Origin of the sequence: Actinoplanes sp. NPDC051861 (assembly GCF_040681145.1) — a bacterium.
Classification (GTDB): Bacteria; Actinomycetota; Actinomycetes; order Mycobacteriales; family Micromonosporaceae; genus Actinoplanes.
Window position 1 is genome coordinate 146,651 of record NZ_JBFAYE010000020.1, and the last position, 16,291, is coordinate 162,941.

Consider the following 16,291-nt stretch of genomic DNA (forward strand, 5'->3'; position numbering starts at 1 on the left):
CGTGGGCATTCAGGACATCATCGAGGGCAAGAAGCAGTGGCGCGGGCACGTCGCCCGGGTCAAGGCGCTCCCGCCGGACTACCGGATCGTCTACAAGGAGATGGAGAAATACCTCTTCAAGGTCGGGCCGGTCAACCTGATCGAGGGAGACCTGCTCCCCGGGATCGTCGACTTCTTCGCCGAGGGCGCCGCCTCCGGCAAGGGCGTCATCGAGCTCATCGGCACCGACGTCGCCGCCTTCTGCGACGACCTCATCAAGGACTCACCCACGTACGCCGAGCTCTTCCAGCAGTCCCTCGACAACAACACCCCGCCACCCGACGTACTTTGACGTTTTATTAACGCGCCACCGCCCCGGTCACCCGGCTCCCGGGTGTGAGGATTTCCGGGTACGGCGGGGAACAGCCCGGCCGAGGGTTCGCCGGGAGAGACGATGACGGCCACGGCCGAGCCGAGCGCGCTGCGCACCTGGCTGCTGAAGGGCCTCCGGGAGCCGGGCTCGCGGCCCGGCGGCCCGCACGACGAACACCCGGTGGAGAAGCCCCACTCCTGGTGGAAGGTCATGTGCCTCACCGGTGTCGACTACTTCTCCACGCTCGGCTACCAGCCCGGCATCGCCGCCCTCGCCGCGGGCGTCCTGTCGCCCGTGGCGACCCTGGTGCTGGTGCTGGTCACGCTGCTCGGCGCGCTGCCCGTCTACCGGCGGGTGGCCGCCGACAGCCCGCACGGCGAGGGCTCCATCGCGATGCTGGTGCGGCTCCTGTCGTTCTGGAAGGGCAAGCTGTTCGTCCTGGTCCTGCTCGGGTTCGCGGCCACCGACTTCATCATCACGATCACCCTGTCGGCGGCCGACGCGACCGCGCACATCGACGAGAACCCCTTCTGGCCCCAGGCGTGGCAGGGCCGGGAGGTGCTGGTCACGCTGCTGCTGATCGCCGCGCTCGGCGCGGTCTTCCTCAAGGGCTTCACCGAGGCGATCGGCATCGCGGTCGCCCTGGTCGCCGTCTACCTGGGCCTCAACGTCGTCGTCATCGGCGACGCGCTGTGGGAGGTGCTGACCCACCCGCACGCCGTCACCGACTGGACGACCGCGCTCACCACCTCGCACGGCAGCCCGCTGGCGATGGTCGGCATCGCGCTGCTCACGTTCCCGAAGCTGGCACTCGGCCTGTCCGGCTTCGAGACCGGCGTGGCCGTCATGCCGCACATCAAGGGCGACCTGCGGCAGCGGATCCGCGGTGGCAAACGGCTGCTCACCACGGCCGCGGTCATCATGAGCGTCTTCCTGATCACCAGCAGCGTCGCCACGACCGTGCTCATCCCGGCCGAGGAGTTCCGGCCCGGCGGCGCGGCGAACGGCCGGGCCCTGGCGTACCTGGCACACGAGAACCTGGGCAACGCCTTCGGCAGCCTCTACGACGTCGCCACGATCGCGATCCTGTGGTTCGCCGGCGCCTCGGCCATGGCCGGGCTGCTCAACCTGGTCCCGCGATACCTGCCCAAGTTCGGCATGGCACCCGGATGGGCTCGCGCCGTACGCCCGCTGGTCCTGGTCTTCACGCTCACCGCGTTCCTGATCACGTGGATCTTCGACGCGGACGTCGACGCGCAGGGCGGCGCGTACGCCACCGGCGTACTCGTCCTGATCACCTCCGCCGCGGTGGCCGTGACCCTCTCCGCCCACCGCGATCGGCAGCGCGCCCGGACCTGGGCGTTCGGCGCGATCTCCGTCGTGTTCACCTACACGACCGTCGACAACGTCATCGAGCGCCCCGACGGCGTGAAGATCGCCGGCTGCTTCATCCTGGCCATCCTCGCCGTCTCGCTGCTGTCGCGGATCTTCCGCGCCTTCGAGCTGCGGGTCACCCACATCGACGCCGACCCGGCCGCGACGAGGTTCCTCAGCGACCTCGGCCGCCACCAGGTCAGGCTGATCGCCAACGAGCCCGACCAGCGTGACGCGCGGGAGTACTCCGAGAAGATCGCGCAGATCATCGCCGACAACGACATGGCCGACCAGAGCGACATCCTGTTCGTGGAGGTCACCGTCCGCGACGCGTCCGACTTCGAGACCGAGCTGCACGTGCGCGGCGAGCTGCTGCACAACCGCTACCGGGTCCTCACCGTGGAGAGCTCCTCGGTGCCCAGCGCCCTCGCCGCGCTGCTGCTGTGGATCCGCGACGAGACCCACCGGCGGCCGCACATCTACTTCGAGTGGACCGAGGGCAATCCGGTCGCGAACTTCGCCCGCTACCTGATCTTCGGGCAGGGCGAGGTGGCGCCGGTGACCCGCGAGATGATCCGCCAGGCCGAGCCCGACCGCAGGCGGCGCCCCCACGTTCACGTCGGCTGAGATGAGCGCTAACAACGCGATCACCCGCTCTGTGCCGTAACAGGCGCGAAACCTTGACAGTGTGGTTGTTAACCTTCACAGTCTTTGCGAGCAGAGACTGATGTCGATGCTTTGGTCTCCGGCGCCGTCCCCCACGGAAAGGAGTTCCGATGCTCGTGAAACAACTGCGAACAGCGCGACGGATGGTCGTCGCCGCCGTACTCGTCTCGACGCTGGGTGTGGCCGTCCCCACCTCACCCGCGATCGCCGCACCCGGACCCTCGTTCACCAATCCCCTCGTCGGCACGCCGAACAGCGCGGATCCCTCGATCGCCTACTCCGGCGGCAACTGGTACTACGTGGCCACGACCTGGTCCTCGCGGATCATCATGCGCCGGGCGTCGACCATGGCCGGCCTGAAGACCGCGGCCGAGAAGACGCTCTTCACGCTGACCGCCGGGCCCGGCTGCTGCACCATGTGGGCGCCGGACATCCAGTACACCAACGGCCGCTGGTACATCTACTTCTCGGCCGAGCCGTCGCCCGGCCAGGGCCAGCGCCGCACCGGCGTGCTGGAGAGCAACACCACGGACCCGTACGGGGCCTACACCTACCGCGGCATCCTCAACCTCGAACCCAACGGCGGCTGGGCGATCGACGGCAGCGTGGTCCGGTTCAACGGCTGGCCCGACCACTTCGTCTACTCCGCGTTCCGCGGCGGGGAGCAGAGCCTGTTCATTGCGCCGATGTCGTCACCGATCCAGGTGTCGCGCAACGGCGTGCGGATCTCCACGCCGTCACTGTCGTGGGAACGGCAGGGCGGAGCGGTCAACGAGGGGCCGTACGCGCTGTACCACGGCGGGAAGACGTTCCTGACGTACTCGGCGAGTTCCTGCAACACGCCCGACTACAAGCTCGGCCAGCTCACGTGGACCGGCGGTGACCCGATGTCGCCCGGCTCCTGGACCAAGAAGTCGGCGCCGATCTTCCAGCGCAGTGACGCGAACGGCGTCTACGGACCGGGCCACCACTCGTTCGTCAACTCGCCCGACGGCTCGGAGATGTGGATCGTCTACCACGCGAACTCGTCGTCGAGCCAGGGCTGCGGGACGACCCGGACCACGCGCGCCCAGAAGATCAACTGGAACTCGGACGGTTCGCCCAACCTGGGCACACCGGTGCGGACCGGCGTCTCGATCCCGGGCCCGGCCGGCGACTCCTAGGCATCAACGGTTCGGGCCGGGGGCACGCCGCGCCGGAGCGTGCCCCCGGCCCGCTCGGACCGAAACTTGCCGAAAACGTTTTCGAGGGCGATGGTGTGGCGCATGGATGGACAGACGTCTATGAATGCCTGTCCCCGGACCCCGAGAGGAAACGAGGATGTCGCAACGAACGCACCACACCTCGGTGGTCGCGGCCGCCCTGGCCGTCACCGTCACCGGCGCCGCGATCAGCGGCGTCACCTCCGCACAGGCCGCCGCGTCCGGCTGCCGGGTGAGCTACACCGTCGGCAGCCAGTGGGGCGGTGGATTCAGCGCCTCGGTCGCCGTGACGAACCTGGGCGACGCCCTCACCGGCTGGACCCTTCGCTGGTCGTTCACCGCGGGCCAGGCGGTGACACAGGCGTGGAACGCCGTCACCACGCAGAGCGGATCCGCGGTCACGGCGGTCAACGCCGGCTGGAACGCGAACCTGGCCACCAACGGCACCGCGACGTTCGGGTTCAACGGCTCGTGGAACAACTCCACCAACCCCGTGCCGGGAAGCTTCACGCTCAACGGCGTCGCCTGCACCGGCACCACCACGCCGGGGCCGACCAGCTCACCGAGCGTCACGCCCTCGTCCACGCCGCAGACGCCGCCGCAGCGGACAGTCCGCGCGTACTGGCTGCGGCCGACCGACGTCGCGTACGACCAGCGGTACGTCGACGGGATCGCCTCGGTGATGCGTGAGGCGCAACGCTACTACCGGCAGGAACTCGGCCGGACGTTCACGCTCAACGATCCGGTCGTCGAGGTCGTCAACGGCGATCATCCCCGGTCCTGGTACGAGAACACCCCCAACGGCAACGAGTGCTACTGGTGGGTGGTCTTCAACATGCAGCAGGAGCTGCTGCGCAAGCTCTCCCTGCGCGCGCCGGACAGCCGCTGGATCAACGTGGGCGAGATCAGCGCCGAGGCACCGTGCTCGGGCGGTGGCGGCGGTGGTGGCTGGGTGATCCTCAGCGGACACGACGCGGACGGCGCCGCCGGCATCAACGGGCCGATGAACCGGTGGTACGGCGGGATGGTCCACGAGCTCGGGCACGCCTTCGGACTGCCCGACTCGAGCTCGACCGACGGGACCCCGATGTCGGCGTCGTTCTACAACTACCCGAACACGCACTTCAGCCAGGCGCAGAAGGACCGGATCCTGGCCGGACCGTACGGCAGCTTCCTCTCCTGACCGTAATTGGCATGTAACCTCATTGTAATGGGAGCGCTCCCATGTAACGATCGGCGCCATGCGCACTCCGCGACGTCTCGCCGCCCTGGTCGCCATGGCCTCGATCGCCGGCCTCACCTCGGCTCCCGCGGCACCCGCCGCAGCCGCGGTGCTGCCCTACCAAGATCCGGCGCTGCCGGTCGCCGACCGGGTCAGCGATCTGCTGAGCCGGATGAGCGTCGACGACAAGGTCGGGCAGATGATCCAGGCGGAGCGGGCGCAGGTGTCCGCCGCGCAACTGACGCAGTACCGGCTGGGGTCGGTTCTGTCGGGCGGCGGCTCCGCGCCCGCCTCGAACACCCCGGCCGGCTGGGCCGACATGTACGACACGTACCAGCGCGGCGCCCTGGCCACCCCGCTGCAGATCCCGATGATCTACGGCATCGACGCGGTGCACGGCAACAACAATGTGTACGGCGCGACGATCTTCCCGCACAACATCGGCCTGGGCGCCACCCGCGACCCCGAGCTGGTCGAGCGGATCGGGCGGGCCACCGCCGCCGAGGTCGCCGGCGCGGGCCAGGACTGGACGTTCGCGCCCTGCGTCTGCGTCGCGCGCGACGACCGCTGGGGGCGCACCTACGAGTCGTTCGGCGAGGATCCCACGCTGGTCAGCAGCATGACCAGCGTGATCACCGGCCTGCAGGCGGGACGGGTGCTCGCCACCGCCAAGCACTATCTCGGTGACGGCGGCACCACCGGCGGGGTGGACCAGGGCAACGCCCAGCTCAGCGAGGCCGACCTCCGGGCGATCCACCTGCCGCCGTTCCGGGCGGCGGTCGAGCGCGGCGTCGGATCGGTGATGATCTCGTTCAGCAGCTGGAACGGGCTCAAGCTGCACGCCCACAAGTACCTGATCACCGATGTGCTCAAGACCGAGCTGGGTTTCACCGGCTTCACCGTGTCGGACTGGGCGGCCGTCGACCAGATCGACGGCCGGCCCGGCTTCACCCAGGCCGAGGTGGTCACCGCGGTCAACGCCGGCCTGGACATGCTGATGGTCCCGGAGAACTGGCAGACGTTCCACGGCTACCTGCGCGCCGCGGTGACCGCCGGTCAGATCCCGATGTCGCGCGTGGACGACGCGAACCGGCGGATCCTGACTCAGAAGTTCGAGCTCGGCCTCTTCGAGAACCCGTACGCCGACCGGTCCCAGGCCGCGACCGTGGGCAGCACGGCGCACCGGGCGCTGGCTCGCGAGGCCGTACGCGAGTCGCAGGTGCTGTTGAAGAACCGCAACAACGTGCTGCCGCTCGCCAAGACCGGCGGCAAGATCTTCGTGGCCGGCAAGAGCGCCGACGACATCGGCAACCAGAGCGGCGGATGGACGCTGAGCTGGCAGGGCGCGAGCGGCAGCACCGTACCGGGTACCACGATCCTGCAGGGCATCCGGTCGGCGGTCGGCAGCGGCGCGACGGTCACCTACCACCGGGACGGCACCGGCGTCGACGGCTCCTACCGCGCGGCGATCGCGGTCGTCGGCGAGACCCCGTACGCCGAGGGCGAGGGCGACCGCCCCGGTGGCTTCGGGCTGGACAGCGCCGATCAGGCCGTCCTGACCCGGCTCCGGGCGGCCGGCGTGCCGGTGATCGTGGTGCTGGTCTCCGGGCGGCCTCTCGACATCGCCGGCCAGGTCGACGGCTGGGACGCGCTGCTCGCCTCCTGGCTGCCGGGGAGCGAGGGCGCGGGTGTCGCCGACGTGCTCTTCGGTGACCACAATCCGGCCGGGCGGCTGCCGGTGAGCTGGCCGGCTTCGGCGAGTCAGGAGCCGATCAACACCGGGGACGGCAAGACGCCGCTTTTCGCGTACGGATATGGCTTGAACTATGCCCAGAGCCCGGCCGACACCGCCGCGCCCAGCGTGCCCACCGGCCTGACCGCGTCCTCGGTGACCTCGACCGGCGCGACGCTGAGCTGGACCGCCTCCACCGACACCGGCGGCAGCGGCCTGGACGGCTACGACGTCTACCGTGACGGCGCGCTGATCGCCTCGACCACCACCAACGGCTACGCGGTGACCGGGCTGACCGCGGCGACCGGGTACGCCTTCACCGTCGCCGCCCGGGACCGGGCGGGCAACCGGTCGGCGCCGTCCGCCGCACTCACCGTGACCACCCAGGCCGGCTCCGGAGGCGGCGCCGGATGCCGGGTGACGTGGACCAGCAACGACTGGAGCACCGGGTTCACCGCAACCGTCGCGGTCACCAACACCGGTACGACCGCGGTGAACCCGTGGACGCTGCGGTGGACGTTCACCGCCGGGCAGACCGTCACCCAGTCCTGGTCGGCGCGGGTCACCCAGTCCGGCACCGCGGTGACGGCGGTGGGCGAGTCGTGGAACGCCTCGCTGGCACCCGGCGCGTCGGCGAGCTTCGGGTTCAACGGGACGTCGTCGGGGAGCAATCCGCGGCCGTCCGCGTTCACGCTCAACGGGGTCACTTGTATGTGACCTTCCGATAGCTGACAGTAAGGAGGGTGAGCCACGCTGCCCGCCCCGTCTCGCCGCTGAAGGTGACGCTCGCGGTCCTCGTGTTCCTCGGCGCGCTGATCGCGCTGTTCGCGGCCGGGATCGCCGCCGAGCAGTACAACCGCGGCCGCCCCGGGACCGCCAGTCCACCCACGAAGGTCGTCGCCGCCGCACCCGGCCCGGGGGACGCGGTGCGGGACGGGACGTTCGAGTTCGTGGTCTCACGGGTCGACTGCTCCCGGACGACGATCGGCATCGAGCACCTCAAGCGCACCGCCGCCGGCAAGTTCTGCGTGGTCAGCCTGTCGGTACGCAACATCGGTGAGGAGTCTCAGTACTTCGTGGGCCACGCACAGAAGGGTTTTGACGCCTCCGGTGCCGAGTACACCAGCGACGAGCTGGCCGGCGTCTACGCCAACAAGGGAACCGAGGCCTTTCTGCAGAAGGTGGATCCGGGCGAGAAGGTGACCGGCAAGCTCGTCTTCGACGTCGCGAAGAAGGCGAAGCTGACCAGCCTCACGTTGCACGACTCGCTGCTGTCCGGCGGGGTCGAGGTCACCCTCGGCTGAGCGTGCCGTCCAGCAGCTCCGTCAATCGCTCGCGCTGCTCGGGTGACAGCAGCTCCGGCGTGCTCCCGCTGGTCCCCGGCGCCGACGGCGTCGTACGCGACCCGGACGGCCGGCTGCGTTACGTGGCCCTCGACGACACCCGGTTCGGCACCTTCGCCGAGCGGACCGTCATCGACGCCCGCCGCAGCGTGGTGCTGCCGGAGGGCATCGACCCGGTCCGGATCGCCGCCGCGATGAACCCGGGCATGTCGTCCTGGGTCGCGCTGCAACGCCGCATCGGCTTCGTAGCGGGCCAGCGCGTCCTGGTCATCGGCGCCACCGGCAACGCCGGGCGCATGGCGGTGCAGGTCGCGAAGCTGTTCGGCGCCGGGCACGTGATCGCCGCCGGGCGCGACGCGGCACGCCTGGCCGCGCTGCCCGCGCTCGGCGCCGACGAGACGTGCACGCTCGACCTCGTCGAACGCGCCGCTGATGTCGACGTCGTCCTCGACTACGTATGGGGTGATGTCTCGGCCGCGGCCATGACGGCGATGCTCACCGCGCGCCGCGATCGCACCGCGCCGCTCACCTGGGTCCAGATCGGGTCGATGGGCGGCCCGGACGCGCCGATCCCGGCGGCACTGCTCCGCGCCGCCCGCCTGCAGATCGTCGGCAGCGGTATCGGGTCGGTGCCCGCCCGGGACATCATCGCGGAGCTTCCGCAGCTGGCCGAGGCGGTGGCCGGGGGTTCGATCGACGTCCGGGCCCGGGCGGTGCCGCTCGCCGAGGTGGCCGGGGCGTGGACCGCCGAGACGGACGACCGCATCGTTCTGGTGCCGTAAGGGAACCCCTGCGGGCACTCCGGAGTCCAACGGCGATGAGACGCGGGAGATCGGTAGTGCTGGTGGCGGCGTTCTGTGGGGTGCTCGCCGGGTGCGGGCAGGGCGTCGCCACCCCGGTCGCGGCGGGCGAGCCCGGGTGGTCGGCGGCGGCAGCCTCCCCGTTGAGCCCGCGCACGGCCGCGCTGGGTCTCTGGACAGGGCGCGAGGTGCTGCTGATCGGCGGGAGCGACACACCACCCTGCCCACCCAACGCCGACTGTGCGAGGGACGAGACCCCGCTGCCCGACGGGGCCGCCTTCGACCCGGCAACGAACCGGTGGCGCGGGATCGCCGCCCCGCCCGAGCCGCTGCTCGACGGGCAGGGCGTGGTCGTCGGCGAGACGGCCTACGTGCTGCAGGACGAACTCTTCGCCTACCGGGTCGACCGCGACGAGTGGACACGGGCGCCGGTGCCGTTCGGGGAGGGCTACCGGCTGGTGGCCGCGGGCGACCGGCTGGTGGCGTTCCTGGGCTCCGAGGAGAACAACCACGGCCCGGACTACGTCTACGACGCCGCCGCAGCGAAGTGGGACCGGCTGCCGGCCGATCCGCTGAGCCCGGCCTTCGACCGGACGATGGCCTGGAGCGGGAGCGAGCTCGTCCTCTTCGACCAGGAGCTGGTGCCGAACCCGGGCGCGGAGAAGCCGTCGATCACCCGGGCCGCCGCGCTGGACCTCGCGACCGGGAAGTGGCGGCGGCTGCCCGACTCGGAGATCCTCGCCACCGGGCCGTGGCTGGCGGCGGGCGACGAGCTGATCAACCCGACGCTGGGCGGTGGCGACGGCGGGCAGGTGGGCAACTGGGGGCGCGTCTATCCGTACGGTGGAAGCGTCTCCCCCGCCACCGGCGTCTGGTCGCCCCTGCCGGACCCGCCGCCCGGACCGGCCGCGGGTGCTCGCACCGGCACCACAGCGCTCTACTTCGGCGACAGCGGTGTCGTGCTCGACACGACCACCGGCACCTGGCAGAAGATCCCGGCCATCCCCGGCGACGAGGTGACCGGCCGCACGATCGTCGCTGCCGGAGCCCTCATGGTGGTGTTCGGCGGCGCATCTTCCGATCTCGTCGCGGACGCCTGGATCTGGCGGCCCTAGGGTAGGGACATGAAGGTTCTGTCCATCCAGTCGGTGGTCGCACACGGTCATGTCGGCAACTCCGCGGCCGTGTTCCCGCTGCAGCGCATCGGGGTCGAGGTCGTTCCGATCCCCACGGTGAACTTCTCCAACCACACCGGCTACGGCGCCTGGCGGGGGCCGCTCATCCCGCCGGCGGACGTGGCCGAGATCCTGCTCGGCGTCGAGGAGCGGGGCGTCTTCCCGCAGATCGACGCCGTGCTCTCCGGATATCAGGGCGGGGTGGGCATCGCCGACGTCATCATCGACGCCGTGCGCCGGGTCAAGGCGGCGAACCCCGCTGCCGTGTACGCGTGCGACCCCGTCATGGGCAACGCCAAGTCCGGCTGTTTCGTCGCGCCGGAGATCCCCGTCCTGCTGCGCGACCGGGTCGTGCCGGTGGCCGACATCATCACCCCGAACCAGTTCGAGCTCGGCTTCCTGACCGGCACCGAGCCGGCGAGCATCGAGTCCACCCTCGCCTCGGCCGACCTCGCCCGCGACATGGGCCCCTCGACCGTGCTGGTCACGAGCGTGGAGCGCCCGGACCGGGAGGACGGCGTGATCGAGATGCTCGTCGTGGACGGTGCCGGCGCCTGGCTCGTGACCACCCCGCACCTGCCGTTCAAGGCGAACGGGTCCGGTGACGTCACGGCGGCCCTGTTCACCGCGCACTACGTGGCCACCGGGGACGCGTCGGTGGCGCTGGAGCGTACGGCCTCCAGTGTCTTCGATCTGATCGAGACCACGTACCGGTCCGGCGAGCGTGAGCTGCAGCTGGTCCCGGCACAGGAGTTCTACGCCACGCCACGGATGCAGTTCAGCGCCAAGCAGGTGCGCTGAGCCGAGGAAGCATGGTAACGATGAGTGTCGATGTATTGCGACACGAAGGAGTGCCATGCGAGTCGTCGCCGCTTTCGCGTTCCTCATCCTCGCCCCGGTCGCCGCTGTCGCCCAGGAGCCGACCACCAGCGCCGCCGGGCCGCCCGCGTCCTGGACCGCCGCCTGGGCCGGTTCGGCGCAGGGCGCCTACCCCGCCGGGTACTCGGTTGCCCAGCCGGGCACGCCGGGACCGGCCGGGCCGGGCAACCAGGCGCCGCTGCTGACCGACGCGTTCCCGGACAACCAGGCGCGCAACCAGAGCCTCCGCATGATCGTGCGCCCGGGCTTCGAGGCCACGAGCTGGCGCATCCGGCTCACCAACGAGTTCGGCACCCGGCCGGTGACCTTCGGGCACGCCTCCGCGGGTTTGCAGGCCACCGGCGGCACCGTCCAGGCCGGCACGAACCGGGCGCTGACCTTCTCCGGCCGGCCGTCGGTCACCGTTGCGGCGGGCCGGACCGTGCTCAGCGACGCCGTGCGGGTCAGGGTCACCGACGCGGCGGCGCAACGCCTCGCGGTCAGCCTGCACGTCGCCGGCGCGAGCGGGCCCATGACGTGGCACGCGGCGGCGTTCACCACGTCGTACCTGTCCGGCCAGAACGCCGGCGACCACACCGCGGACACCGGCGACACGGCGTTCCCGTACTCCACCACCTCGTGGTTCTTCGTCTCCGAGGTGCAGGCACAGCACCCGGGCACGGCCACCGTCGTGGCGTTCGGCGACTCCATCACCGACGGCTTCTTCTCGACGCTCAACGGCGACGACCGCTGGCCCGACGTCCTCCAGCGCCGCCTGGACTCGCGCCGCGCGGGCCACCGGCCGATCACCGTCGTCACCGAGGCGATCGGCGGCAACATGGTCACCCGGATCGGGCGCACTCCCGGCGGCTGCACACCCTGCGACGGCCCGCCCGCGCTCGACCGGCTGGACCGCGACGTCCTCGACCGGCCCGGCGCCCGCGTCGTCATCCTGCTCGAGGGCATCAACGACCTGGGCGGCGGCGGCGCCACGGCGGACCAGGTGATCGCCGGCTACCGCGAGATCATCCAGCGGGTGCACGCGCGCGGCCTGAAGATCATCGGCGCCACACTCACACCCTCCGCGGGCACCGCTTTCGGCCTCTACGGCACCCCCGAGACAGACCGCGAAAGACAAAAGATCAACGCCTTCATCCGTACGAGCGGAGCGTTCGACGGAGTCGCCGACTTCGCCGCGGTGACCGAGGACCCGGCGAACCCCGGGCACCTGCTGCCGGCCTACGACACGAACAGCTCCGCCGGCGGTCCCGGCGACCATCTCCACCCCAACCGCGCCGGCTTCCTGGCCATGGCCGGAGCCATCGACCTGCCCCAGCTGGAACGCCTCGCGCGGTGAGACGCCGTTTGTCAGATCGCCGGGTCGCCGGCGGGCGGGTCGCTGTCCCGTGCCTGTTCGGCCAGCGACTCGGCCAGACCCGGTTCCAAACGTTTGATCACGTCGGCGGCGCGCGACCACGGACCGATCGGGAGCGCGTGCTTGAGCAACCGTGCGGCTCTCGCGTCGTCGGCAATGCGGGCGAGCGCGACCAGGGCCGGGAACCGGGTGTCCGGATCCTCGATCGCCAGTGCCGCGCTCTCGGCCGCGTCGAGGATCCCGGCGTCGGCGCGAACGTCCGGCCCACCGGCCTCGAGGATCGAACGCACCGCCGACGCCCGCTCCGCCGGCCTGCCGAACTGCGATGATCGTTCGACGGCGAGCCGGGCGAACTGGACGGCCGCCGATGTCTCACCGGCCTTCGCCATCGCCTCGGCCGCCCGGCGGAGCGTGGTGAAGCCCTCCTCGCCCGGGGGCAGGGCCGCCAGGAGTGCGGCGGCGCACCGCCGGAGATCGCCGGTCGCCGCCGCCGGCACCAACAGGTGGGTCAGCAGGGCGGCGCGCTCGCCGACATCGGTCAGCGCCTCGGCTGCCGCGCACGCCTCCCGCAGAACGGCGGCCGCCGTCGCCGGGTCGGCGATCCGGTCGACGCGCCCGGCAAGCAGCGTGAGGACGCCTGCCCGCGACTGCGGATCGGCGATGTGCCGCGCCACAGCGAGGGTCCGCGGCGGGCCCGCGTGCCGCAGCGACTGTTCGACGAAACGGCGGTCCGAAAGGTGCGGAGCGCCCATCGGCAGTCGATGCTCCCCCGCCTCCGCGTTGACGGCGTCGAGAAGGCGTGCCGCGTCCCGCACCCGTCCGCAAGCGGCCATGACGGGTGCGAGTTCGCGCCGCCTCCACAGGGCCAGCTCGTCCGGGTCGATCCGGTCGAGGATCTCGCCGGCCCGCCCTTCGTGACCGGCCCGCGCCACCGCGGCCGCGAGGTCCGTCATCGCCGCTGCTCTGTCCTCGCGGTCGGGCAGCTCGGCGGCGAGTTGTTCCGCCCGGCTGAGGTTCCCGTGGACCACCTCGAGCCTGATCCTGATCGCCATGGGCAGGTCGGGACCGGCCTCGATCTCCGCCACCGTCTCGCGCCCCCGGCCCGGGCCGGCACCCTCGGCGATGTCGAGGAGCAGCCTCAGCCGGAGGGACTTCTGGGCGACATCTCTCGCCATCCGAGTGGCAGCCGGCGCGTCCCCGGCGTTCAGGAGGGCGCGAGCCAGGCTCCCCAGCGCCGAGTCGCGCTCGCGCTGATCGGTGATGGAACGGGACAGCAGCTCCGCACCGATGACGTCACCCGCCTCCGCCATCGCCCGGCAGACTCGGCCGCGTACCGAGTCGAGGTCCGGGCTCTCGCAACCCGGCCCGGAGATGGTTTCCCGGGCCAGCCGGACGTCACCTCGGTCAAGGGCCTCCTCGGCGGCGACCGCGACGGCCGCCAGCCGGTCGTCAGAGATGAAGTCGGAGTCCGGGACAGGGAAACTCCATCCCGTCGTCTCGTAACCACGTTCCGAGAGGAAGAGCACGCCACGCGCCTCGGCACGAACCACCGGATTGACGATCTTGCGGCTGACCAGCCCCGCTTCGAGATTCTGGCCCCGTTCTCTCAGATTCCGGCAGATCGTGGCCCACGCCCGGTCGCGGTGGGCGGGGCCGGTCAGGGGCCCGAGACTGGCCTCGGCCCTGGCGATGTCGCCCTCGGCGGCGAACGCCTCAGCACGTTCCAGCGCCGCTGTCCGCGCCGGTACTTCCGTGACGTCGGCGAGCCGGGCCGCGGAGACCTCGCCCCCGGATCTGGCCAGGCTCTCCGCCCGCGATGCGAGCGCTGCGGCACGGTCCCTCTCGCCCCGGAAAGCCGCCGCCGCTGCGAGGCCGGTCAGCAGCGGCGGCACCGCCCAGCGTTCGTCGAGGCCGTCCACGAGGGCCTCGGCCCGCTCGCCGGCGTGCGCGGCCACAGCGTCGTGCCCGGCCAGTGCGGCGGCGACGGCGACGAGCACCCAGGCGCGGACCTGTTCGGCCGGCTGTTGCAGGAGCTCGGCCACTGACGCGGCATGGGCGTAGTCACCGGAGTCCACCGCGTCTCGCACCGCCGCGACGGAGGGCTGCCGGGGCCGCCGGGGCGGTCTCGGCCCACCGTCGACGCGGTAGCGCAGATGCTCGCGGAGAATCCGTGCCTCATCGGACCCGTGCATCAGCCACGACTCGGTCTCCAGGAACCGGGCGAGCGCCGAGGACCGCTGACGGTCGCCGAACCGGGTCCGGAAGTCCAACACCTCGATCAGTGCCCAAAGGCTGCGCGCCTCGCCGGGCACGTCGCGTGCCGCCCGCTCCGCCTCGCCCGCGAACCGGTCCGCCTCGGCGCGATCCCCGGCGGCCCAGGCGGCACCCGCGCACACCAGCCAGGTCCGCGCAGCGGCCGACCGGTCCCGGATCGCGTGGATCGCGGCCCGCGCGCCGGGCAGGTCGCCCGCTCTGGCCAGGGCGACGGCCAGCTGCTCATGGGCGGGGTCCCGGTAGGCCCGGTCAGCGATGGACCTCGCGGCAGCGACGGCCGCGCTCGGGTCGGCCTCCTCGGCTGCCAGTTCGGCGAGGACACGGTCGCGCAGCGGTCCGTCCGCCTCGTGGCGCAGCTGGTCGAGATGTTCGGCGGAACGGCAGGTGGTGAACCGGTGCATGAGCTCCAGGCGCACCGCGAGCCGGTCCGGCGGATGGACGATCAGCGGGAGGCACGCCTCGGCCTCGCGTACCAGCGCGGTTCGCCGCTCCGCGCCGATGTGGACCTCCGCGGCGAGGTGGGCCAGAGCCCGGGCCCGGGCCAGCGGGGACGGCAGGGAGCGGGCGAGATCGGTGGCGCGGTCGGCCCAGCCGAGTGACGCCCACACCGCGGGCAGGCGCACCGGGATCGCGGAGGTGCGCCGGACCAGCGACTCGCGGTGGGCGGCCACCCGCAGCATGTCGGCGAACGGGCCGTCCGGCGAGTCCAGCAGGCGCTCCTGGGCGACGGCGATCTCCGCGAACGCGCTGACGTCGCTGCCGCTGAGCCGAAGCAGGCGGTCGTGGCGGTGGCCGTCGGTCGCCCAGGCCACGATCCGGTCCAGCTCGCCGTCGTCGCGCAGCATGCGGAAGTACCCGTCCAGCAGGTAGTCGGGTGTGCCGTCCCGCCACTGCTGGTCGCGGTGCCGGTCCGCCCAGTCGTGCAGGCGCCGGCGGTACTCCCGCAGCCGGGCCGGCCCGAGCCACTCCACGGCCGAGTGCTGCAACTGCTCGTGGCCGAAGGCGTACACATCATGGGGTCCCCACCTGGCCTAGCGCGCCGAGAAGGACCGGCCGGTGACCGTGGCCAGCTGATCGGCCACCTCGCGCACCGACGCGTCCATCAGGACGGCCAGGTCCGCCGCGCTGAGCCCGCCACCGGCCGCCGCGATCAGCCCGACCAGGTCCCGCTGCGCGGGCTCGCCCTGGAGCAGGCGTTTGATCTCGCGTTCCATGTCCATGCGGACGACGTCCGCGTCGGGTGACGGGCTCAGGTCCCGGATGATCCCGGGGTCGTGCAGCGGATGACCCGCGGGCACGTCGCCCGGCACCGGCGGGTGGGGACGGCTGGTGACGATGATCCGCATGCCGTGGGGCGGCTCGGCCGGCAGCAGCGCGGCGATGCTGTGCGCGTGGTGGCTGGTGGTGAAACCCTGATCCTCGTCGAGCCCGTCGACCAGCAGGATCAGCCGCTCGTTGCCCTGGCGGGCAGCCGCCGCGGCCCGCGTGAGCAGGTCGAGAAAGACGATCTCCCGGGTGCTGTCGGTGACCTCGCCGGGGCCCGGCTCCCGCAGCAGCGCCGCGAGCTGGTTCATCACGGCGTCGGTGAAGCCGATCCGGTCGTGCTGCCCGCCGAAGCGGGCGGTGACGAAGAACGGGACCACCCGCAGCCCCGGCCAGTCGCCCAGGGCGAAGGTGGACATGAGCGCCGACTTGCCCGCCCACGGCGGAGCCCGCCACCAGGTCCAGGCGGGGCCACGCGGCGCGGCGCAGAACGCCCGCAGCTCGGCCAGCTCGCTCTCCCGGCCGCGCAGTGACTCCGGCGCGATCCGCTGCACCTGCAGCCGGTACGCCGAACGGGCCGGCACCACCCCGAAGAAGTTGTTCTGGACATTGTGGTCGCCGTACTGAAGAGCCCGATCCACCCGGGGATTATGCA

At 71.7% G+C, this 16,291-nt stretch carries 12 protein-coding genes; 10 read left to right on the plus strand and 2 right to left on the minus strand.

The window, feature by feature from the left end; genetic code table 11:
- Position 1: 1 nt before the first annotated feature.
- The 10 genes from AB0M02_RS36345 to AB0M02_RS36390 all read left to right on the plus strand — a co-directional run bounded on the left by AB0M02_RS36345 (position 2) and on the right by AB0M02_RS36390 (position 12,081).
- Positions 2 to 331, plus strand: coding sequence for a DUF1048 domain-containing protein (locus AB0M02_RS36345; RefSeq protein ID WP_364235512.1), 330 nt, complete (start codon positions 2 to 4; stop codon positions 329 to 331).
- A 102-nt stretch (positions 332 to 433) separates the two neighbouring features.
- Complete coding sequence (locus tag AB0M02_RS36350) at positions 434 to 2,353, plus strand: amino acid transporter (protein WP_364235513.1); 1,920 nt, start codon at positions 434 to 436, stop codon at positions 2,351 to 2,353.
- Positions 2,354 to 2,502: 149 nt separating this feature from the next.
- On the plus strand, positions 2,503 to 3,555 hold the full coding sequence (locus tag AB0M02_RS36355) for a glycoside hydrolase family 43 protein (RefSeq protein ID WP_364235516.1): 1,053 nt from the start codon (positions 2,503 to 2,505) through the stop codon (positions 3,553 to 3,555).
- Between the two features lie 157 nt (positions 3,556 to 3,712).
- Positions 3,713 to 4,777 (plus strand): cellulose-binding domain-containing protein, encoded by a 1,065-nt coding sequence (locus tag AB0M02_RS36360; RefSeq protein ID WP_364235517.1) that lies wholly within the window; start codon positions 3,713 to 3,715, stop codon positions 4,775 to 4,777.
- Between the two features lie 58 nt (positions 4,778 to 4,835).
- Positions 4,836 to 7,265: a glycoside hydrolase family 3 N-terminal domain-containing protein gene (locus AB0M02_RS36365; RefSeq protein WP_364235519.1), complete on the plus strand. Its 2,430-nt coding sequence runs from the start codon at positions 4,836 to 4,838 to the stop codon at positions 7,263 to 7,265.
- A gap of 26 nt (positions 7,266 to 7,291) precedes the next feature.
- Complete coding sequence (locus AB0M02_RS36370; protein WP_364235520.1) at positions 7,292 to 7,852, plus strand: DUF4352 domain-containing protein; 561 nt, start codon at positions 7,292 to 7,294, stop codon at positions 7,850 to 7,852.
- Positions 7,853 to 7,911: 59 nt separating this feature from the next.
- Positions 7,912 to 8,673, plus strand: a complete 762-nt coding sequence (locus tag AB0M02_RS36375; RefSeq protein ID WP_364235523.1) for a zinc-binding alcohol dehydrogenase family protein — start codon at positions 7,912 to 7,914, stop codon at positions 8,671 to 8,673.
- 35 nt (positions 8,674 to 8,708) lie between these two features.
- A complete protein-coding gene (locus AB0M02_RS36380; RefSeq protein WP_364235526.1) occupies positions 8,709 to 9,806 on the plus strand; it encodes a hypothetical protein in 1,098 nt (365 codons plus the stop codon).
- 9 nt (positions 9,807 to 9,815) lie between these two features.
- Positions 9,816 to 10,667 carry a pyridoxal kinase PdxY gene (gene pdxY / locus AB0M02_RS36385; RefSeq protein ID WP_364235528.1) on the plus strand — a complete coding sequence of 284 codons (852 nt, stop codon included), beginning with the start codon at positions 9,816 to 9,818 and terminating at the stop codon, positions 10,665 to 10,667.
- Positions 10,668 to 10,722: 55 nt separating this feature from the next.
- The gene (locus tag AB0M02_RS36390; RefSeq protein ID WP_364235529.1) at positions 10,723 to 12,081 is read left to right on the plus strand and encodes an SGNH/GDSL hydrolase family protein; all 1,359 of its coding nucleotides are present in this window, start codon (positions 10,723 to 10,725) and stop codon (positions 12,079 to 12,081) included.
- Between the two features lie 11 nt (positions 12,082 to 12,092).
- Here AB0M02_RS36390 and AB0M02_RS36395 read toward each other — a convergent pair whose 3' ends face one another.
- A complete protein-coding gene (locus AB0M02_RS36395) occupies positions 12,093 to 15,383 on the minus strand; it encodes a hypothetical protein (protein WP_364235532.1) in 3,291 nt (1,096 codons plus the stop codon).
- Positions 15,384 to 15,404: 21 nt separating this feature from the next.
- A complete protein-coding gene (locus AB0M02_RS36400) occupies positions 15,405 to 16,277 on the minus strand; it encodes a hypothetical protein (RefSeq protein ID WP_364235535.1) in 873 nt (290 codons plus the stop codon).
- Between the last annotated feature and the right edge of the window lie 14 nt (positions 16,278 to 16,291).

Coding starts and splice junctions, on each gene's coding strand:
- AB0M02_RS36365 (WP_364235519.1), top strand. CDS start 4,836: ATGCGCACTCCGCGACGTCTCGCCGCCCTGGTCGCCATGGCCTCGATC.
- pdxY (WP_364235528.1), top strand. CDS start 9,816: ATGAAGGTTCTGTCCATCCAGTCGGTGGTCGCACACGGTCATGTCGGC.
- AB0M02_RS36380 (WP_364235526.1), top strand. CDS start 8,709: ATGAGACGCGGGAGATCGGTAGTGCTGGTGGCGGCGTTCTGTGGGGTG.
- AB0M02_RS36355 (WP_364235516.1), top strand. CDS start 2,503: ATGCTCGTGAAACAACTGCGAACAGCGCGACGGATGGTCGTCGCCGCC.
- AB0M02_RS36350 (WP_364235513.1), top strand. CDS start 434: ATGACGGCCACGGCCGAGCCGAGCGCGCTGCGCACCTGGCTGCTGAAG.
- AB0M02_RS36360 (WP_364235517.1), top strand. CDS start 3,713: ATGTCGCAACGAACGCACCACACCTCGGTGGTCGCGGCCGCCCTGGCC.
- AB0M02_RS36390 (WP_364235529.1), top strand. CDS start 10,723: ATGCGAGTCGTCGCCGCTTTCGCGTTCCTCATCCTCGCCCCGGTCGCC.